The sequence below is a fragment of the Oribacterium sp. P9 genome, from assembly GCF_046365365.1.
Classification (GTDB): Bacteria; Bacillota; Clostridia; order Lachnospirales; family Lachnospiraceae; genus Oribacterium.
The window spans coordinates 22527-43291 of the sequence record NZ_JBKEIS010000007.1 but is presented as its reverse complement, the minus strand read 5'-3'; the positions used below and the strand labels follow the sequence as shown (position 1 = coordinate 43291).

Annotated in this window: 16 protein-coding genes; 14 read left to right on the top strand and 2 right to left on the bottom strand. The window is 60.2% G+C overall.

Annotation, left to right across the window (positions count from 1 at the left end):
• The first annotated feature begins 100 nt into the window (after positions 1-100).
• From feoB to ACK8P7_RS05910, 14 genes are all read left to right on the top strand, one after another.
• A complete protein-coding gene (feoB, locus tag ACK8P7_RS05975) occupies positions 101-2512 on the top strand; it encodes a ferrous iron transport protein B (protein WP_410043314.1) in 2412 nt (803 codons plus the stop codon).
• A gap of 205 nt (positions 2513-2717) precedes the next feature.
• Positions 2718-3119, top strand: a complete 402-nt coding sequence (locus tag ACK8P7_RS05970; RefSeq protein ID WP_410043313.1) for a DUF2752 domain-containing protein — start codon at positions 2718-2720, stop codon at positions 3117-3119.
• Between the two features lie 26 nt (positions 3120-3145).
• Positions 3146-4783, top strand: a complete 1638-nt coding sequence (locus ACK8P7_RS05965) for a DUF4234 domain-containing protein (protein ID WP_410043312.1) — start codon at positions 3146-3148, stop codon at positions 4781-4783.
• Between the two features lie 157 nt (positions 4784-4940).
• Positions 4941-5078 (top strand): CD1871A family CXXC motif-containing protein, encoded by a 138-nt coding sequence (locus ACK8P7_RS05960; RefSeq protein WP_410043374.1) that lies wholly within the window; start codon positions 4941-4943, stop codon positions 5076-5078.
• A complete protein-coding gene (locus ACK8P7_RS05955) occupies positions 5071-5955 on the top strand; it encodes a 4Fe-4S binding protein (RefSeq protein ID WP_410043311.1) in 885 nt (294 codons plus the stop codon). Before ACK8P7_RS05960 ends, ACK8P7_RS05955 begins: the two co-directional genes overlap by 8 nt.
• A gap of 178 nt (positions 5956-6133) precedes the next feature.
• Complete coding sequence (locus ACK8P7_RS05950; RefSeq protein WP_410043310.1) at positions 6134-6808, top strand: TlpA disulfide reductase family protein; 675 nt, start codon at positions 6134-6136, stop codon at positions 6806-6808.
• Positions 6809-6904: 96 nt separating this feature from the next.
• Positions 6905-7888, top strand: coding sequence for a hypothetical protein (locus ACK8P7_RS05945; RefSeq protein ID WP_410043309.1), 984 nt, complete (start codon positions 6905-6907; stop codon positions 7886-7888).
• 145 nt (positions 7889-8033) lie between these two features.
• The gene (locus tag ACK8P7_RS05940; protein WP_410043308.1) at positions 8034-9056 is read left to right on the top strand and encodes a radical SAM protein; all 1023 of its coding nucleotides are present in this window, start codon (positions 8034-8036) and stop codon (positions 9054-9056) included.
• Between the two features lie 148 nt (positions 9057-9204).
• Entirely contained in the window at positions 9205-10056 is an 852-nt protein-coding gene (locus ACK8P7_RS05935) for an SDR family oxidoreductase (RefSeq protein WP_410043307.1), read from the top strand.
• Positions 10057-10312: 256 nt separating this feature from the next.
• Positions 10313-12649: an endopeptidase La gene (lon, locus tag ACK8P7_RS05930; protein ID WP_410043306.1), complete on the top strand. Its 2337-nt coding sequence runs from the start codon at positions 10313-10315 to the stop codon at positions 12647-12649.
• 65 nt (positions 12650-12714) lie between these two features.
• Positions 12715-13560, top strand: coding sequence for a GDSL-type esterase/lipase family protein (locus ACK8P7_RS05925; RefSeq protein ID WP_410043305.1), 846 nt, complete (start codon positions 12715-12717; stop codon positions 13558-13560).
• The gene (locus ACK8P7_RS05920) at positions 13544-14503 is read left to right on the top strand and encodes a leucine-rich repeat protein (protein WP_410043304.1); all 960 of its coding nucleotides are present in this window, start codon (positions 13544-13546) and stop codon (positions 14501-14503) included. The genes ACK8P7_RS05925 and ACK8P7_RS05920 overlap by 17 nt, the downstream gene beginning before the upstream one ends.
• 21 nt (positions 14504-14524) lie before the next feature.
• Positions 14525-16072 carry a VWA-like domain-containing protein gene (locus tag ACK8P7_RS05915; protein ID WP_410043303.1) on the top strand — a complete coding sequence of 516 codons (1548 nt, stop codon included), beginning with the start codon at positions 14525-14527 and terminating at the stop codon, positions 16070-16072.
• Positions 16073-16164: 92 nt separating this feature from the next.
• Positions 16165-17796, top strand: a complete 1632-nt coding sequence (locus tag ACK8P7_RS05910) for an ATP-binding protein (protein ID WP_410043302.1) — start codon at positions 16165-16167, stop codon at positions 17794-17796.
• 272 nt (positions 17797-18068) lie between these two features.
• Here ACK8P7_RS05910 and ACK8P7_RS05905 read toward each other — a convergent pair whose 3' ends face one another.
• Together ACK8P7_RS05905 and ACK8P7_RS05900 are read right to left on the bottom strand one after the other, a co-directional pair.
• The gene (locus ACK8P7_RS05905; protein WP_410043301.1) at positions 18069-18680 is read right to left on the bottom strand and encodes a uridine kinase; all 612 of its coding nucleotides are present in this window, start codon (positions 18678-18680) and stop codon (positions 18069-18071) included.
• Between the two features lie 272 nt (positions 18681-18952).
• Complete coding sequence (locus tag ACK8P7_RS05900; RefSeq protein ID WP_410043300.1) at positions 18953-20719, bottom strand: ABC transporter ATP-binding protein; 1767 nt, start codon at positions 20717-20719, stop codon at positions 18953-18955.
• Positions 20720-20765: the final 46 nt, after the last annotated feature.

Below are 20765 nucleotides of genomic sequence, written 5' to 3'. Positions count from 1 at the left end.
CTGGAAATGGACGTTTCTAAGTGATTTTGTCTTAACGGGAAGTTCGAGACGGTATAGCTTTGATTTTACAGGAGTATAAATTTCATCAGGGAGTGATTTTATGACATTAAAGGATCTTGACATCGGCCAGAGTGCCATCGTGACGACGGTCGGAGGCGAGGGCGCGCTTCGACAGCATTTCCTGGATATGGGCGTGATTCCGGGGGCAGAGGTGCAGCTCGTGAAGTTTGCACCGATGGGCGACCCGATGGAGCTGCGGATCCATGACTATCAGCTGACCCTTCGTCTCGCGGATGCGGCGCAGATTCAGGCGCGGCCGATCACGGCGGAGGAGCATAAGGAGCATCAGCTCTGGAAGAAGGAGCAGCACCCGGCGACGAAGGCAGAGCTCGATGCGGCAGAAGCAGCGAAGGACGGAAAGTTCTTCGATGATGACGAGCACCCGGGCTTCGGTGAGGGCGGTCGTTTCCATGATAAGGCGAGCGAACATCCGCTTCCGGAGGATACGAAGCTCAGCTTCGCACTGGCGGGCAACCAGAACTGCGGAAAGACGACGCTCTTTAACCAGCTGACGGGCTCGAACCAGCACGTCGGTAATTTCCCAGGCGTCACGGTGGACCGGAAGTCCGGCTCCATCAAGGGCCATCCGGAAACGGAGGTCACGGATCTGCCGGGCATCTACTCGATGTCGCCGTACACGAGCGAGGAGATCGTCTCCCGTCAGTTTATCCTGAACGACCGACCGAAAGGCATCATCAATATCGTGGATGCCACCAACATTGAACGAAACCTCTACCTCACGATGCAGCTGATCGAGCTGGACATCCCGATGGTGGTCGCCCTCAACATGATGGACGAGCTGCAGGGCAACGGCGGCTCCGTCGACATCAACCGCATGGAGCGTCACCTCGGCGTACCGGTCGTGCCGATTTCGGCGGCGAAAAATGAAGGCGTCGATGAGCTGGTGGCTCATGCGCTGCACGTCGCGCGCTACCAGGAGAAGCCGCAGCGGCTCGACTTCTGTGCGGAGAACGACCACGGCGGCGCGGTTCATCGCTGCGTCCATGGCATCATGCACCTGATCGAGGATCACGCGGTCGCAGCCGGCATCCCGGTACGATTTGCAGCGACGAAGCTGATCGAGGGGGATGCGCGGGTCGAGGAAGCGCTGGCACTTAGTCAGAACGAGAAGGAGATGGTGGAGCACATCATCGTCCAGATGGAGGAGGAGCGTGGGCTCGATCGTGCCGCCGCCATCGCGGATATGCGTTTCGACTTCATCGAGCGCATGAGCCGTCGCTGCGTGACGAAGCCGCATGAGAGCCGGGAGGCGGTCCGTTCGGCGAAGATCGACCAGATCCTGACTGGCCGGCATACGGCGATCCCGGCGTTTATCGTCATCATGGGCCTCGTGTTCTACCTGACCTTCAACGTCATCGGTGCCTTCCTGCAGGATGCGCTCGCGTCGCTGGTGGACCTCCTGACACAGCTCGTCGACCAGCTGCTGACGGCGGCCAATGTCAGCCACGCGCTGCATTCGCTCATCATCGACGGTATCTTCACCGGCGTGGGTTCGGTGCTCAGTTTCCTGCCGATCGTCGTGACGCTGTTCTTCTTCCTGTCCCTCCTCGAGGATACAGGGTATATGGCGCGTATCGCCTTCGTCATGGATAAGCTGCTCCGCCGCATCGGTCTCTCTGGTCGTTCGATCGTGCCGATGCTGGTGGGCTTCGGCTGTACCGTGCCCGCGGTTATGTCGTCGCGCACCATGCCGTCGGAGCGGGATCGTAAGATGACCATCATGCTGACCCCGTTTATGAGCTGCTCGGCGAAGCTGCCGATCTACGGCTTCTTCACGGCGGCCTTTTTCCCGGGGAAGGGCGGGCCGATCATGATCGCGCTCTACCTCACCGGCATCCTCGTCGGCATCCTCTTTGCGAAGATCAGCCAGCGCTTCACCTTCAAGGGTTCGGCGGTGCCGTTCGTCATGGAGCTTCCGAACTACCGCCTGCCGAGTGCGAAGAACGTACTGCAGCTGCTCTGGGAGAAGGCGAAGGACTTCCTTACGAAGGCCTTTACGATCATCACCCTCGGTACGATCATCGTATGGTTCCTGCAGAACTTCGACTTCGGCCTCCATATGGTGAGTGACTCCTCGGCCAGCATCCTCGCGGCGATCGCGAGTGCGATCGCGCCGATCTTCCGACCGCTCGGCTTCGGTGACTGGCGCATCACGGTATCGCTGATTTCCGGCTTCCTCGCGAAGGAGAGCGTTGTATCGACCCTGAACATCCTCTTCGGCGGCATGGATGCGCTCCGTGCGGTTCTGACCCCGCTCGCAGCCGCTGCCCTCCTCGTGTTCTGCCTGCTCTACACCCCGTGCATCGCCGCCATCACCTCCGTGAAGCGTGAGCTCGGCACCCGCTGGGCCGTCGGCATGGTGCTCCTTCAGTGCGCCATCGCGTATGTTTGCGCCGGCATCGTCGTACTGATCGGACAGATCATCCTGTAAGTGAAGCCGAGATGCCGAGGGGTCTGACCCCATTAAATTTTTATAAACAGAATCTAAAGTTGAAGTTTATGGGGTCAGACCCCATAAACTCCCGGCGGTTAAAAAAGTCTATATTTCACGATAATTTAATGTCTGCATCTGTCAGTTGATGTATAATAAAGTAGCAATCGTTTTCAAGTAATGGACCGGAGGGCATCATAGCGCCATGAAACATCGCTTGGAGGATCTGGGCGCGCTGGCGCTGATCGCACTGTTTTATATCGTGCTGGAGATGCTGCTCGGTATCGGCTGCCCGTTCAAATTTCTGACGGGTATCTCGGATGCGGGCTGTGGCATGAGCCGTGCCTTCGCGGCGGTGCTGCGGGGCGACTTCCCGCGCGCCTTCTATTTCCATCCGCTGTGGCCACTCCCGCCGCTGGCGCTCGCCCTGTGGATGCTGCGGGAGCGCATCCCGAGGGTGCTTTACCAGGGACTCCTCGGACTGATGATCGCGGCCTTCCTCCTCGTGTGGATCGCGCGCTTCTTCATCCCGGGCCAGGACATCGTGGTGTTTGCGCCATGGAACGGCCTCGTCGGACGCCTGCTGCGACTTTTATTTACGACATAGAAAGACATTCTTACGGAGGTGATAGTATGTTTTGCACGAATTGTGGACAGAAACTCGAGGATGGCATGAAGTTCTGCCCGAACTGTGGTCAGCCGGTGGCACCGGAAACTGCAGACGCGGCCAATGCTTCTGACCTCGGCGCAGATGATGCAGCCGTGGAGACTGTGGAGAGCACCACAGCTGCGAGTGCAGCCCTGGAAGATACGTCGGCAGCAGCCGATGCAGAAGCTTCAGCGGAGAGCGCGCCGGCAGATACACCGCTTGGCAACACGACGGAGCAGTACAAGCACCGCCTCGAGGAGGGGCGCGCCGCGTCCGGTACCGAGGGGAACACCTCGGGTGCTGCGCATAGTACACACGCCGCAGCCACTGACACACAGTCAAACGGCAGCACTGCACAGTCGCATAGCGGTAGCTCGGATCAGACTCAGCCGAACAGCGGAACCGCGCAGCAGCAGACGCCACCTCCGGTGAACCATGGTCCGACCATGAACGGTATCCCGTCCGAGCCGGACGGCGATGGCACGATCCGAACGGTCGGTTTCATCCTGCTGATCCTCACGGTGCTGTTTGCCGTGCCGCAGATCTGGACTACCATCGCTTCCTTTTTCCGCATCCTCCAGAATCTGGTCAGCTTTAGCTTCCACGGCTTCGTAAACCTCATGTACAGCTTCCTGAACTTCATCCTGAACGTCGTGAAGCTCGCCGGCTACGGCTTCATCGGTGGCGGCCTGTACCTCGTCTGGAAGAAGTGGTCCGATCGTGACGCCGAGCCGCTCCTCATGACCGTCATCGCCGGTGGCGTCATGCTCGTGCTTGAGGCCCTGCTCCGTGGCATCCTTTCCGCTCTTTTCCAGCGCTACTATGCGATCGGCAGCGCCAGCTGGGGCATCGGCTTCGCCATCCTCGCCATCGTGCTGCTCGTCGTGCTGATCACCCAGAAGCAGCTGAATCCATTCGCCGGTCTCGCTGGAAACTTTGCGGACGGACTTCGCCGCGACCTGGACCGCGTGACTGATCTCGCGCAGGGAAAGAACAGCGGCGCCACCGATGGCAGCGGTTATGACACGAATACCTTCGGCGGCGGTAACCCTCAGGCAGCGGGAGCCAATGCAGCGGACGCGAAGGCATATGGCGCTGCGAACGGCAGCATTGGCGCACAGACCGGTACCGCAGGCCACAGCACGGCGGGTGGAGCGACCAGTGCCGACGCCGACGGAAACTTCAACCGCTACTACCAGTCGCAGAGCCAGACGGGCAGCGTGTACACCGGCCCGCTGAAGACGGATCGAAGCCTCGTGCTCTATATCCTGCTCGGCTTCCTGACCTGCGGCATCTACCAGCTGTATGTGTTCTACACCATCATGCGTGATGTCAATGTCGCCTGCGATGGTGACGGCAGACATACCCCGGGACTCCTCGAGTTCATCCTCTTCGGCATCCTGACCTGTGGCATCTACGACCTCTACTGGTTCTACAGTGTCGGCAACCGCCTCGCGGACAACGCACCGCGCTACGGCCTCCACTTCCAGGAAAACGGCACGACGCTCCTCCTCTGGATGCTCATCGGCTCGCTGCTCTGCTTCATCGGAAGCTATGTCGGCATCTACTTCCTGCTGAATAACGTGAACGCCATCTGCAGTGCGTACAACCAGCAGCGGTAATCAACGCTCGATTTCATCACCCTCCGCCATGTGCGGAGGGATTTTTATGTCATACGCCATTCTGATTTCTTAATTATACGCGTTCACAGAGTTTTCATGGATGCCATGGTATAATAGAAAACAGGTTTTTTATGGAAGGGAGTACATCGTGTTTAGAATAAAGAAATCTGTGCTGCAGCTCGCGCTGCTCGTTGTCGGCGTCGCGATGCTGAGCTTCGGCGCGCTGCGTGGTGAGGCGGATACCGTTCTCGCGAAGGCGATTCGATTATGTCTGGAGTGTGTCGGCATTGGATAAGAAAAGTACAAAATCAAAAATGATCAGCCGTTTCCGCGGCGGTATTCAGGCGGAGGCGACGCTGCTCACAAACCTCCACCTGCCGAATTTCCGGACGGGCCGCATCTACCAGGGGCAGGGCAAGATCGCCTGCGTTCCGGGGCTCAACTGCTATTCTTGCCCGGCGGCGTCCGGTGCCTGCCCGATCGGTGCCTTTCAGGCTGTGGTCGGCTCGTCGAGCTTCCGCTTCTCCTACTACATCACCGGCTTCCTGATCCTCCTCGGCGTGCTGCTCGGCCGCTTCATCTGCGGCTTCCTGTGCCCGTTCGGCTGGTTTCAGGAGCTGCTGCACAAGCTTCCTGGGAAGAAGCTCTCCACGAAGAAGCTGAAGCCGCTCACGTACCTGAAGTACCTCGTCCTGTTCCTCATGGTGGTGCTGCTTCCGGCCTTCGCGGTCGACGAGCTCGGCATGGGCGATCCGTTTTTCTGCAAGTACCTCTGCCCGCAGGGTGTACTCGAGGGCGCGATCCCGCTCTCGCTGGCAAACGCCGGCATCCGCTCGGCGCTCGGTCCGCTTTTCCGCTGGAAGCTGCTCATCCTGATCGTGGTCGTCGTCCTGAGCATCCTCATCTACCGCCCGTTCTGCAAGTGGCTCTGCCCGCTCGGTGCCTTCTACGCACTCATGAACCGCGTGTCGTTGCTCACGATCGAGGCCAATGCTGAGAACTGTATTTCCTGCGGGAAATGCGCGAAAGCCTGCGAGATGGATGTCGACATCCTGAAGTCCCCGAACCACGCGGAGTGCATCCGCTGCGGCAAGTGCATCAGCGCCTGCCCGACCGACGCGCTTCACTTCCGCTACGGATTCGGGGAACAGAAGCAGCAGGCAGATACATAATTACACAAACGAGAAAGTTTCGGAAAATCAGCATTGTCCCAACCCCATAATGCTGAATTCTGGAAAGAAACAGAGTCTGCGAACACTGATAATGTAGAATTTCCGGAAAGGATTTGTTTGTGAAAAGCCCGACCATCAAATATAGAAAGAAATGGAAAGAAAAATGAGAAAAACAAGAATGACAAAAATCGAAACCTTTGCCCTCGCTTTTGCACTGAGCCTGAGTCTTGCAGCGTGTGGCGGCGCTGCAAATACGAACAGCGCAGCAGCTACTGCGGCGGCAGGTGAAAGCGTAAGTGCCGGTTCTGCTGGCATGACAGGAGACACCGGGGTTAGTGGCATGACGGGTGGAAGCGCGAATACGGCGGGGGGCGATGCAGGCACCGCGGGTGACAGTGCGGACGCCTTCCCGAGCTTCGAGGGCCAGGATCTCGATGGCAACCCGGTCGACAGCGCGACGCTTTTCTCGAACAACGCCGTTACCGTCGTCAACTTCTGGTTCACCACATGTAAGCCTTGCGTCGGCGAGCTGCCGGATCTCGAGGCGTTTCATCAGGAGCTCGCGAAAAAGGGCGGCACCGTGATCGGCATCAATGCCTTCACCCTCGACGGCAGCACGAAGGACACGAACGAAGCGAAGTCCGTGCTCGAGCAGCAGGGCGTGACCTATCCGAACATCTGGTTCGCCTCGAACAGCGACGCCGGCCTCTTTACCGCCGGACTCTACGCCTTCCCGACCACCTACGTCGTCGACCGGAACGGCCGCATCGTCGGCGACCCGATCGTCGGTGGGATCTCCTCCGACGCGCAGATGAAGAAGCTGAACGCCCTCATCGACCAGGCCCTGTCTTAAGAATTTCGTAAGGGGGTCTGACCCCATTAAATTTTTCTAAACAGAATCTAAACAGAAGTTTATGGGGTCAGACCCCATAAACTGAAGGGACGCAACATGATTCACATTTTCACCGCACTTTATCCGGAGGCGAAGCCGCTGATTCAGGCGCTCAGCCTGAAAAAACGCGCCACCCAGACGCACTACCAGCAGTTCCTCTCCGAGGAGGGGGACCTCAGTCTGACCATCACCGGTGTCGGGCCGCTGCAGGCGGCCGCTGTGACTGCCTCGGTCCTCACGGATTACGACGCCGGTGCACAGGACCAGCTCCTCTCGCTCGGCACCGCGGCTCGACTGACCACGTGCCCGGCATCCATGTATCATGTAAATAAAATCACGGAAGCAGCTACCATGCGGGATTTCTATCCGGATATGCTTCTGAACACAGGCCTTCCGGAGGCCTCGCTGATCACCGGCGCGAAGCTGTATACGAAGCAGGAATCTGGATATGCGGCAGATCTCTACGACATGGAGGCCGCCGCGATCTACCAGGCGGCGTCGATGTTTCTCGGACCGCATCAGATGAACTTCCTGCGCATCGTGACCGACGATGGGCTGACGCAGGAAGAGATGGAAACCGGAATGACCATGCGTACGGTAACAAATGCAGCATCTGGAACCGAGTCGAAGCCGGCAGTAGGTACGGAAGCGTCCGCCCCTCGCTCCCTCGCTGCGCATGTGACCGACTGCGTCGAGCAGCAGGTGGATACCATCGTCACAGTGGTGGATAAGCTCCGCGCGCTGATGGCGGCGGAGGCCGCCGGGCACCAGGTGCTCACGGAAAACGAGCAGCAGCTGGTGGATAAACTCATCGCCGATGCGCACTTTTCGAAGGTGATGGCGGATGAATGTGTACAGCTCATCCGTTATGCGGCGCTCAGCGAGCTCGACTGGCAGCAGCCGATCGCGGCACTCTACGCGGAGGGTCTCGTGCCGACCCGCGATAAGCGCGCCGGGAAGATCATCCTGGAGCGGCACCTCAGGGCGCGCATCCTCGATGATCGCTGTAAAAGAGATCAATCCGCAGGCATGAAAGCGTGAAGGGCAAGTGATTTCAGGATGCATGGATATGCAGCTGCCGAAATCAAATCGGGCGTGCAGAGCTTAGTGCCAGCGGCGCAGTGTCGATGCGCACCACCCAAGTGGTGGTCGCCTGCATTGGCCAGATAAAGAGAAGGGAAACAGTATGCAAGGGGATTTTCTGAACCCGTCATTTTCACATATCTACATCGAGCGGGCGGTCGACCAGGATCCGCGCTGGCGGGCGCGGGCGGAGCAGATCCTGCGGCACTTTCCGCGGGCGACCTGCATCCCGATCGAGCACTACAAGGATGTCTTCAACCGGCGGCACCAGAGCTACCCGACGCAGCATCGCACGCAGGCGCTGATCCTCGCGGTGAAGCATGGCCGCTCCGTCTATCCGGGCGCGCCGGTGTGCCAGAGCATGGGTGAAGAGCACTTCTATTACGCGAGCTCGATGATGAACTGCCTGTTCGACTGCGAGTACTGCTATCTGAAGGGCATGTACCCGTCCGGGAATCTCGTGATTTTCCTGAATCTGGAGGACATCTTCGCGGAGGTCGAGGCCCTGCTTCGCCAGCATCCGGTCTACCTCTGCATCTCCTACGACACGGACCTCCTCGCGATCGAGCCGCTCTGTGGCTACGTGAAGGCCTGGACCGACTTCACCGCCGCGCACCCCGATCTCAGCATTGAGATCCGCACGAAGTCCGGCAGCGAGCACCTGTGGGAGGGTCTCAATCCCTGCCCGCGGAACATTTTCGCCTTCACGCTGTCGCCGGACTACGTCGTCTCGCACTATGAGCACCGGACCGGCACCCTCACCCAGCGGCTCGCGAGTATCCGCCGCGGCATGGCGCTCGGCTTCACGATCCGTCTCTGCTTCGACCCGATGATCGCCTGCCCGGACTGGCGCACGGTCTACGGTGGGATGCTGGACGAGGTACTCCGCACGATTCCGATGGCGGCGGTGCGCGACGTCAGCCTCGGCAGCTTCCGCCTGAGCGACAGCTACCTGAAGCAGATGCGCCGGAACATGCCGGATAGCGCCGTCGTCCAGTACCCTTACGTCAATGAAAACGGCGTCTATCATTATGACGCAGCGCTGACGGAGGAGATGGAGCGCTTCATGCTGGAGCGCCTCACGACCGTCCTGCCGCGCGAGCGGATCTTCCGCTGGGAGAGCTGACTTCCCTCGGTGATTCGGCCAATGCAGTCGGCCTCCGCGCCGGGACCCGCTCCGGGCGTCACGGCTCCGTTGCGCTCCGCACGACATCCCGGTGTCGCGACATCGATGCATCCTCGAAAACATGTCACGGAAAGAAAGAGATATTACTATGGAAGAAAGTCAGAAAAAAGTGGCGCTGGTGACCGGCGCTTCCTCCGGCATTGGCCGCGCGATCAGTGCGCGCCTCCTCGCGCTCGGCTACGAGGTTTATGGCATTGGCCGGCAGTTCCCGGCGGAGCTTCCGAAGGCTTTGGTCAATGCAACCGATCGGTCTGCAGGCACCCGTCCGCAGGCCCCGCTCGCGCCGGAAGCAGAGGCAGCGGCCAGGACGCCGACGAATCCGTCTGCTTCTGAAATCGCTGCAGCCGCCGGGTCGCCCGCTGCCTTCCACCCGATCGTCTGCGATCTCCTGGATACGAAGAAGCTGCTGAGCGTGGTGGCGTCACTTCAGAAGGAGTGGAAGCAGGAGAAGAGAACCCTCACACTCCTCGTCAATAACGCCGGCACCGCGTACTATGGGCTTCACGAGGAGCTGCGTCCGGAAGGAATCTCCGAGATGGTGCGCGTGAACCTCGAGGTGCCGATGCTCCTCACGCAGCAGCTGCTTCGGACACTGAAGCAGAATCACGGCACGGTCATCAACATTTCCTCGGTGACCGCGATCGGCTCGAACCCGCACGGCGTCGCCTACGGTGCGACGAAGGCTGGGCTTCTCAGCTTCAGCCGGAGTCTCTTCGATGAAGCGCGGAAGTATGGTGTGCGCGTGACGGCGATCCTCCCGGACATGACCGACACCGAGCTTTACCGCCATGCCGACTTCACGGCGGATCCCGCGATGGACGCGCACCTCGAAGCAGAAGATGTCGCTGACGCTGTCGAGTATGCATTGACTACCCGCGCCGGCACCTGCATCCCGGAGATCATCCTGCGGCCGCAGCTTCACCGAATCAAGAAGAAGTGAAGCGAGTGCCGGCATGGCTGCTCGGGAAGAAAATGTCCCCGGGCGGTCATCTGCTGACCGGCGGAAACATTGGCCTAGGCGAGTTCTAAAAAAACCATGAACTCCCGGCGACTAATTGACAGCACATAGGGCGAGTGGTATTCTTTTATAGAATTGGCACTCGTATAAATAGACTGCTAACAGGCTGCGGCCTGCAGTGGGAGAGTGTCGTTCAAAAAGCCTTGTGTTACACAAACTCTTTTCAGGAGCATAAAATATGAAAGTTTTACCACTTTACAACGTGCTGGTGTTACCGCACTCCAATATATTTTTCCAGACCCAGGCCTTCCGTGCGATGGCCGGGAATAACATCTACCAGGGTGATGAAGTGACCATCCTCGTCCTCCGGGATCAGCAGACGCGCGAGGAGATGACGGCGGAGAGCTTTTATCCGATCGGCGTCGAGGGCGTCGTCGAGGAGATCAGTACGGACGGTTACGTCGTCGTGCAGACCGCGGCGCGTGTCGACGTGCATCAGGTGCTGGTCAACGAGAATCACGAAATCTTCGTTGAGACGACGAAGCGCGCGGACATCATGGATATGGATCCGGCCGAGGCGCACATGAAGCTTGCGAAAATCAAGGAAGGGCTCCGCGAGATGGTGTCCCGTTTCCGTTTCGGCGACATGATGCGCACCTGCATCGATCAGTACAGCTCGATCGAGGAGGCGGCGTCGGTGCTCAGCTCATGGTTCACCCTCACGAACGAGGAGCGCTACAGCCTGCTGCAGGAGGACTCGACGAAGAAGCGTTTCGAACGCCTCGAGCGCATCATCTATGAGTATTCCGAGGTCGCGAAGGTGACCTCCGACGCGCAGTCGGCGCAGCAGGAGGACTATCAGAAGGCGTACAAGGAGCAGGCACTCCGTAAGCAGATCGACTATCTCCAGAACGAGCTCGACGAGATGCATCCGGAGCAGGTATCCGATGCCCGGAAGTATGAGCGGAAGATCGAGGAATCCGGCATGAACGAGGAGGCGAAGCGCGAAGCGACGAAGGTCCTGAACCGTGTGAAGAACGACGGCGCGAATTCTGCCGAGTCCGGCATGCTCTACGATTACCTCGATTTCGTGACCGGTCTTTCCTGGAAGAAGGAAGCGCCGGAGACCATCAACCTCGGCGAGGCCCAGCAGATCCTCGATGAGGATCATTTCGGCATGAAGAAGGTGAAGGAGCGTATCATCCAGCAGATCGCGGTGATGAACCTCCGGAAGTCCCAGGCCGGCTCCATCCTCGTCTTCGTCGGTGCCCCGGGTACCGGCAAGACCTCGATCGGAAAGTCCATCGCGAAGGCGCTGCACCGCAAGTACGTGCGCGTTTCCCTCGGCGGCGTACGGGATGAAGCGGATATCCGCGGCCACCGCCGTACCTACATCGGGGCGATGCCGGGCCGTATCATGGATGGCATCGCGAAGGCCGGCGTGTCGAATCCGGTCATGGTGCTTGACGAGATCGACAAGCTCTCGAGCTCCTTCAACGGTGATCCGGCGAGCGCCCTCCTCGAGGTCCTCGATCCGGAGCAGAACAACAGCTTCACCGATCACTACATGAACGTACCGTATGATCTCAGTGACGTGTTCTTCGTCTGCACGGCAAACACCCTCGACACGATCCCGTCTCCGCTGCTGAACCGTATGGAGGTCATCGAGTTCCAGGGCTACACTCCGAGCGAGAAGCTCGAGATCGCGAAGCGTCATCTCTTCCCGAAGGCCCTGAAGAACGTCGGCCTCGCGGAGGGCGATGTGGCGCTCACGGATGACGTCCTCGACACGATCATCTCGGACTATACACGCGAAGGCGGCGTCCGTGGCCTGAAGAAGCGCCTCGATACCCTCTGCCGTATCGCCGCGGTGAAGTACATCCAGGAAGAGGAGACCGCCGCTTCTGTTCCGGCCAATGCTGAGACGACCGCAGCTGCTGAGAAGCATCCGGTGATCCAGGTGACCCGCGAGAACCTGCGCGACTTCCTCGACATGCACGCCCTCCCGCATAACAAGGTGAAGGCCTCTGCACAGCCGGGCGTCGTCACCGGTCTCGCCTGGACCCAGGTGGGCGGCGAGATCCTTTATATCGAAAGCCTCTTCACGAAGGGTAGCGGCAAGACGATCATCACCGGCCAGCTCGGCGACGTCATGAAGGAATCCAGCGCCATCGCGCAGGCTCTCGTGCAGTCCCGTTTCCCGGAGCAGGCGGAGCTCTTCGAGAAAAACGACCTCCACATCCACGTACCAGACGGCTCGACCCCGAAGGACGGCCCATCGGCCGGCATCACCATGACGACCGCTATCGCCTCCCTCGTAACCGGTATCCCGGTACCGCCGAACATCGCCATGACCGGTGAAGTTTCCCTCGAAGGCGTCGTCAGCGCCATCGGCGGCCTCCCGGAGAAGCTCATGGCCGCAGAGCGCGCCGGCGTCCAGAAGGTTTTCATCCCGAAGGAGAACATTGACGACCTCCGCGACGTCGCCGCCGAAGTCCGCGACAGGCTCGAGATCATCCCGGTGGAAAGCATCGAAGAAGTGCTGACTGCACTCGGCATCCTGAAACACAAGTGACTCCACCAGAAGAGGATATTATGAAGCGAAACTATCCACCTCATCGTATTATAAAGAGATTGCTGATGCAGTCGATCATTACGTCTGTGCTGGCCCGTATCCTTCTCAGCGCACTGTTCGCTCTCAGCTTCACGATGAGCGTCTGTGCGCAGACGAACACGAAGACGAAGGTGGCCTGCATCGGGGATTCGCTGACGCGCGGCTATCTCCTCGAGGACGCGCAGTCCTACCCGGCGCAGCTCCAGCAGCTGCTGGGCGCGCAGTACGAGGTGCGGAACTTCGGTCATACCTCGAGCTACGTCATCGACGACGGCCCGGTCGAGTACCGGAACACCGAGGATTACAGCGCGGCCATCCAGTACGACGCCGACATCCTGATCTTTATGTTCGGGGCCAATGATGTGGGCGCCTACAACTTCACGCCGCTCTACTTCCAGAATCAGTACAGGGAGCTGATCGACAGCTTCCGGCAGACGAAGAAGCACCCGAAGATCTATCTCATCATCGCACCGGACTCCCGTGACCTTCACTTCGGCCTGATCCAGCAGACGATTCAGCCGGTGATGACCCTCGGGCAGCAGCTCCCGGCGATCGTGATCAACCCGTACTACCTCTTCCTCGGGCACCCGGAGGACTACCTCAGCGACGGCCTGCACCTTACCGGCACTGCGTATGGAAAGCTCGCAAAGCTGGTGTACCAGGCGATGCAGGGAAGCGCTTCATATGTAGAAGCACCGGTCGAGCCGATCTCCCCGGAAGTGCAGGCGGAAAACAACCGCCTCTTCCAGCAGGCCACCGAGTATCAGGCAGCTGAGCGTGCCGCAAAGGCAGCCGCCCTTGCGGAGCTCCGTCAGAAGTACCCGAATTATGAAACGACAGGACTTTGGATCGCACATGGCATTCACATTTGAAATCAAAACCGAACGAAATCGTACCTTTGCGTCCGTGACGGGCTATGACGGCCCGGTGCGGACGCTTTTTGTGCCGGCAGAAACCGCGGATCATATCCCGGTCGAGGAAATCGCCGGCCGCGCCTTCGCCTCCCGCGCAGACCTCGAGGAGCTGATCCTCCCGGAGAGCATCCGCTGTATCCGCTCCTTTGCCTTCCATAACTGTGCCCACCTCCATTACGTGAAGCTGAGCGACAGCGTCGTCGACTACTATGACGGCGCGCTCCGTCAGTGCCCGGAGCTCCAGGACATCGAACTCACGCTCCACACCCCGGGCCACTTCCGCCTCCTGAAGGAGCTCGTCGGCGACAGCGACGCGATGCTCCCGCTGACGATCCATTTACCTATGGGCGCGACTGCGGCGCTGACCTTCCCGTCCTATGCGGACAACTACCAGGAGGACACGATGGCGCGCGCGATCCACGAGCACATCGAGGGTGCCGGCTACGCCACGCGCCAGCTCGTCACCCGGACCGGTATCGACTTCCAGGGTTACGACCGCCAGTTCCCGCGCTTCACCTACGACGAGCCCGCGAGTGCGGTCAATGCTGCCTTCGGTCGTCTGATGCATCCCTATCGTCTGGAATCCTCGTTCCGTGCTCAGTACGAGGATTACCTCCGCGCGCAGAGTCCGACGATCCTGCCGCGCATGCTGCGCGGCGAGCGCGAGGAGCGCTTCGGCCAGGAAGGTGAGCTTCGCTGGATCCCGCAGGATCCGGCACGGACTGCAGAGCGCCTCAGCTTCCTGGTTACGCACGAACTCATCCTGGAGGAAGCCATCCAGCCGGCCCTCGACGTCTGCACCGAAGTGCAGGACATCACCAGCGCTGCCCTCCTCATGGACTATAACCGGAAGCACTTCGCCGCTGCCTCGAGCAGCGGCCCGGAAATCTTCGAACTGTAATCAGTATAGAAAGGAGCCGTCGTGGCGAAACTGGAACGCATGCGGGCCCATCAGGACCTGATCGATTTCGGAAACCGAATACTGAACGAAGCGCGGACCGAGCTCTACATCCACCTCCGCTTCATGGCGCGTGCGCTCGACAGCCTCGGCTACACGATGGACCTCGCGACGCAGTCCATGGGCACCGACGCGCGAACGATCCACTATAATCCGAACTTCGTCTTCGCGCTCTTCCTCGAGAGCCCGCAGAAGCTGGACCGCCTCTACCTCCACATCCTCCTGCACTGCATCTTCCGGCACATGTTCAGCTCGGACCAGTACGAGGATCAGGCGCTCTGGGACCTCGCCGCGGACATCCAGGTCGAGTCTGTCCTCGACTCGATGGACTACGACATCATCAACCGCCCGGCCTATCCCTTCCGCGAGGAGTGGTACGAGCGCCTGCGGGCGGAGTGCCGCGTGCTGAGCGCCGAGCGTATCTACCACTATTTTCACCTGAACAAGCCGGACCTCGACACGCTGCAGCAGCTGACCCTCGAGTTCCACAAATGTGACCATCAGTTCTGGAAGCGGATGGAGGATCCGGCGGGCGGCAGCCAGCCGGAGATCCCGGAGGATCTTTTGGACGACGCCTCGACCCTGCCGGATGCCAATGCAGGCGACCCGGACGTAGATGGCTCCGACGCCACAGATCCTGAAAATCCAGATCATCCGGCGGCCGCGTCGAACGCTTCGGATGCCGGAACTCCCGACAGCCCGCCGGTCGCCGAGCCAGACCCCGCCACACCACCGAAGAACGGGACAGGAGCATTGGCCCAGGTAGACGAAGCGGTGCTCGATGAGCAGTGGAAGGACACGGCGGAGCGCCTGCAGACGGAGCTCACGACCTTCGGTGCCGAGGCGTCGGACGAGACCGGCAGCCTCGCCTGGGTGCTCGCCGCGCAGTACCGCCAGGAGACCGACTTCCGCGACTTTCTCGAGAAGCTGACCGTGCTCCGCGAGGTCACGCACGTCGACCCGGACAGCTTCGACTACGGCTATTACAATTACGGCATGGAGGTTTACGGCAACATGCCGCTCATCGAGGAGAACGAATTCCGCGAGGAGCGCCGCATCTCGGACCTCGTCATCGCCATCGACACCTCGGCCTCGACCGAGCAGGGACAGGTCCAGCGCTTCCTCGACGAAACCGCCGCGATCCTCCGCCGGCGGACGAACTTCTTCCAGCGGATCCGCGTGCACCTCGTCCTCTGCGACGACCGCGTGCAGGAGGACATCGTGTTGACGAAACCGGAGGAGATCGAAGACTACGCTGCCCATTTCGAGATGAAGGGTGGCTACGGCACCGACTTCCGCCCCGTCTTCCAGTACGTGGAGAAGCTGCGGACCCAGGGCGCACTGCCGGAGCTCCGCGGACTCATGTACTTCACTGACGGCCACGGCCCGTACCCGACGAAGCCGACCGACTACCAGACCGCCTTCGTCTACGACACCTGGGCCGACATCGACGACCAGTCCGCCCCCGACTGGGCCCTGAAGCTCTACCTGAAAGACACAGCCCAAATATAGACACATAGACAGGAGGCCAGGAGGACTGTGCTTCTGTTGCCGGTCCTCCGGCCCCCACCTAAGCCGCACTCAAACCCACGAAAGGCATAGAAATGAACATCATCGAAGCAAAACAGGAAATCATCCACACGATCCGCGCCTATCTCATGAAGGACGAGACCGGCGCTTACCGGATCCCGGTCGAGAAGCAGCGCCCGATGCTCCTCATGGGCCCGCCGGGCATCGGCAAGACCGCCATCATGGAGCAGATCGCGTCGGAGCTCGGCATCAACCTCGTGTCGTATACCATCACACACCACACGCGCCAGTCCGCCATCGGCCTCCCGTTCATCTCGAAGCGCGATTTCGGCGGCGAAGAGTATTCTGTCACCGAGTACACCATGTCCGAGATCATCGCCGCGGTCTATGAGCAGATCGAGCGCTCTGGCATCCACGAGGGCATCCTCTTCCTCGACGAGATCAACTGCGTGTCCGAGACCCTCGCCCCGATGATGCTGCAGTTCCTGCAGTATAAGACCTTCGGCACCCATAAGGTTCCAGATGGCTTCGTGATCGTCACCGCCGGCAATCCGCCGGAGTACAACCGCTCGGTGCGCGACTTTGATATCGTGACCCTCGACCGTGTGAAGCGTCTCGACATCACCGCGGATGTCGAGGCCTGGAAGCGCTACGCCTACCAGATGGGCGTCCACGGCGCGATCCTCGCCTACCTCGACATCAAGAAGGAGAACTTCTACATCGTGAAGGCTGACCTCGCGGGCGCACAGTTCGTCACCGCCCGTGGCTGGGAGGACCTGAGCCGTATCATGACGGTCTACGAGGAGATGGGCCTCCCGATCACGCGCGAGCTCGTCCTCCAGTACCTCGAGGACCCGGAGGTGGCGCGCGACTTCGCGACCTACTACGCCCTCTATCAGAAGTACCGCACGAGCTACCATGTGCCGGAGATCCTCGCCGGCCAGCGCCCGACCGACCTCCACGCGCTCGTCAGCGCCCCGTTCGATGAGAAGCTCTCCCTCATCGGCCTCCTCACCGACGCCCTCGGCCAGGACTTCCGCGCCTATGGTGAGCAGGTGGATATCCAGCGCGCCGTCTTCACCGAGATGAAGAAGCTCCGCGACGCCCTTTCGTCGGCCAATGCCATCGACCGGAACGCACATACCGCGCCGGCCGCGCCGACGGCCCCGGCAGGGAACGCTGCCGACCGACAGCCAGAAGCCTCTGGTTCGAGCGACGCCCTCACATCAGGCAACCTCCAGGCGCAGCTCGCGGCGGATCACGACGCGATGGTCGCCGAGCTCCAGCGCCGGCAGAAGGCGCACCTGCTCAGCCACCGCGCAGAGCGCATCGAACGGAAGGTCATCCTCGCACTCGAGGAGCTCATGCATGAGCTCAGCCTCGCCCGCGGCGACGGAACGGCCACCACGGACGAAGCGCTGTACGCCCTCGCGAAGCAGTGGTTCACGAAGCGGGAGAGCGCACGCAAGGCCGCGATCGAGAAGACCGGCGCCGATCTCACGAACGCCTTCGACTTCCTCCACGACGCCTTCTCCGACGGCCAGGAAATCGTCATCTTCCTCTCGAACCTGAACGCCAGCAGCGCATGCCTCCGCTTCATCCGGGAGTGCGGAAACGACGCGTACTACCAGTACAACCAGTTCCTGCTCCTCCGCGACCAGCGCAGCACCCTCCGCGCAGAAGCCGCCCGCATGCTCGAGCTGTAAAGCGGAAATCTTCGATTGTATACACTGGGAGATATAACAAAAGAATGAAGATATAACAAGATATAACAAGGTATGACGTGGCCCATGAAGCAGGGAGGGATTCTAAGAATAAGAAAAGCCGTCAGCAATCGCTGACGGCTTTCTGGTATCTGGATTTTATTCTGTTTTTGTCGGTCTGGCATGGTGGCAACATGTGTGGATGCGTTACGCGTGACAGAATCGTCTGACCGCTTCATGAGATCCGCGGCAACATGTGCGATCGAAATACGGTATCATGAAAACATGATCGTGATGTCGCACTTTTCCTGGATGCCCATGCGCTCGATGTAGATGTCCGTCTTCGGGATCCACTTATCGATGTAATCGTCGAGCTCGGCGGTTCCCTCGCGGTCGATGACGTTCTCGATCTGCTGCGGATACTTGATGTCCATGAAGATGCGAAGATCATATGGATCGCCGAAGTACGGGTTCATGCAGTAGGTGCCCTCGATGATGTTCAGGCGCTTCACCGGCACCTCCCGGGCGAACTCGGGATCGAAGTCCATCGTGTGGTAGTTGAACGGACGGTAGTACACGACCTCCTTCCGGAGCACAGGCTCCAGCACCTCGGCCTTAAAACGCTCGTAGTCGACATTGCCCCCGACCTCCCGGAGACGCTCCGGTGTGCGCTGGTGCGCCTGGAGATAGTAGTCGTCGAGATGGAACAGATTTCCACCGAACTTCTGGTGCAGATACTTCGAGATGGTGGTCTTTCCGGCACCTGTACGGCCCTCGATTGCGATCAGTAGCGTATCATCCTCGGTATGTATCAGCTCTTCTATTGCGAGAACCACCGGCATGAAACGCTCGCGATCCCGCTGTTGCTGCTCATATGAACTTGCCATAATTTTCCTTCTGGAACTCCCACCCGTGCCGGACAACACCCTCGCGGGCCCTGCGCTTTCCAATCCCTGCGCAGGCGAATGTCTACATGAGTGAGCTCCCCGTCGCCACAAGTGCACCGACCGTGGTCTCGATACAGACCACTCCTGTGCGTTTTACGCAGATTTTACTCTGCAGAATCTTTTAGATTGTAGGCGCTTCCTAAATTTATGTCAAGTTTTCGTAGACGGTTCAGACAGGGGATCCGGGAGGGGCGGCAATGCTTCTTTGATCATCACATCGCTTCCAGTTCTTCCAGCAGCTCGTAGAGCGGTGGGGCGGCGAGGGCGGCCTTTTCGAGGACCGGGTGGTTCCGGAAGATCTCAGCCGGTGTGTCGTCGGCGAGGATCTCGCCGTGCGCCATCGCGATGACGCGGGCGAAGGAGTTCGCGACGAAGTCCATGTCGTGGAGGATTGCGATGACGAGCTTCCCCTCTGCGGCCTTCGCCTGCATGATCTCGCGGATTTTCTCACGTCCGTTCCAGCTCTGGCCGATGGTCGGCTCATCGAGGATGATGACGTCGGTGTTCATCGCGAGCACCGAAGCGATGGCGACCATCTTCCGGTCCGAAAGCTCGAGATCATACGGGTTCTCGCCGGCCTTCTCATCGAGGCCGACCATGCGCAGTGCTTCGTGGGCGCTGGCCTCCGCCTCCTGTGGGGACATGCCGATGTTCAGCGGCCCGAACATGACCTCCTCGAGCACCTTATACTTGAAGATCTGGTCGTCCGGATTCTGGAAGACGTAGCCCACGCGGGACGCGAGCTCCGCGACGGTCTTCGTCTCGAGGTTCTCTCCCTGGTAGCGGATCTCGCCGCTGTCCGGCTTCAGCAGGCCCTTCAGCACACGCACGAGGGTCGTCTTGCCGGCACCGTTCTGTCCGATGATCGCCGTCGGCCGGTGGTCGAGTGCGAGGTTCAGCCCATGCAGCACCTCCCGCCCCTTCACATAGGAGAAGCGCAGGTCCTTTACCTGGAAGGTGGCGTCCGCTGCGCCGGCAGCTTCCGAAGCGTGGTCGCTGCTTCTGGAAGCAGAAGCAGCGGCGGCAGCGGCATCCACACCAGCGCGAGCAGGCTGAGCTGCGACCGGCTGCGGCGTCGCACTCTCCATCTGAACCCCGGCGGTCATCGTCCGGAGCGACGCGATGAGCGTCGCACGGTCCGCGCCGGACGCCTTCACGCGTTCCAGCGTTTCCGCATGCGTCACCGGGAGGGTGCCATCCTCGAAGACGAGTGCATTGGCACGGGCGAAGCAGGTATAGGCCGGTGGATTCACGCCGAGATCATAGAGATCCTCGCGGGAGAAGATCCTCCGAGGCGTGTCGTAGTCGACGACACGGCCCTGGTGCATGAGGAGCACGCGGTCACAGTAGCCGGCGAGCTTCTCGATCTTCTGCTCGATCATGATGATCGTGATGCCCATCTTCGTGAGCTCGTCCACGGTATGAAAGACCTCCTCGGAGCCCTCCGGATCGAGCTGGGAGGTCGGCTCATCGAGGATGAGGACGTCCGGCTTCATCGCAAGCACAGAGCAGATGGCCACGCGCTGAAGCTGTCCGCCGGACAGGTCGAACGGGTTCCGGTCGCGGTACTCCCAGATGCCGAAGCAGCGGAGCACGGACTCGACGCGGGTGCGGATCTCCTCCGGCGGGAAGCCGAGGTTCTGAAGACCGTAGCCGACCTCGTCGTAGACCGTGTCCTTCGCGCCGCTCAGCTGATTGAACGGATTCTGGAAGACGAGGCCGACGTGGCGGCAGAGCTCGGACACCGGCGTGCTGCGCGCATCCATGCCACAGACCGTGACGGAGCCGCCGTACGCGCCCTTGTAAAACTGTGGGATGAGACCGAGCAGCGCCTGGCTGAGTGAGCTCTTGCCCGCGCCATTCTCACCGGCGATGCCGATGAACTCGCCCTTTTCGACCGTGAAGCTGACGCCGTCGAGCGCGAGCTGCGTCGTTCCCGGGTAACGATATTTAAGATCCTTCACTTCGATGAGAGACATGATTTCCTCCGATTTCGAAATTACGCGATGCTCACCATACGCGGCG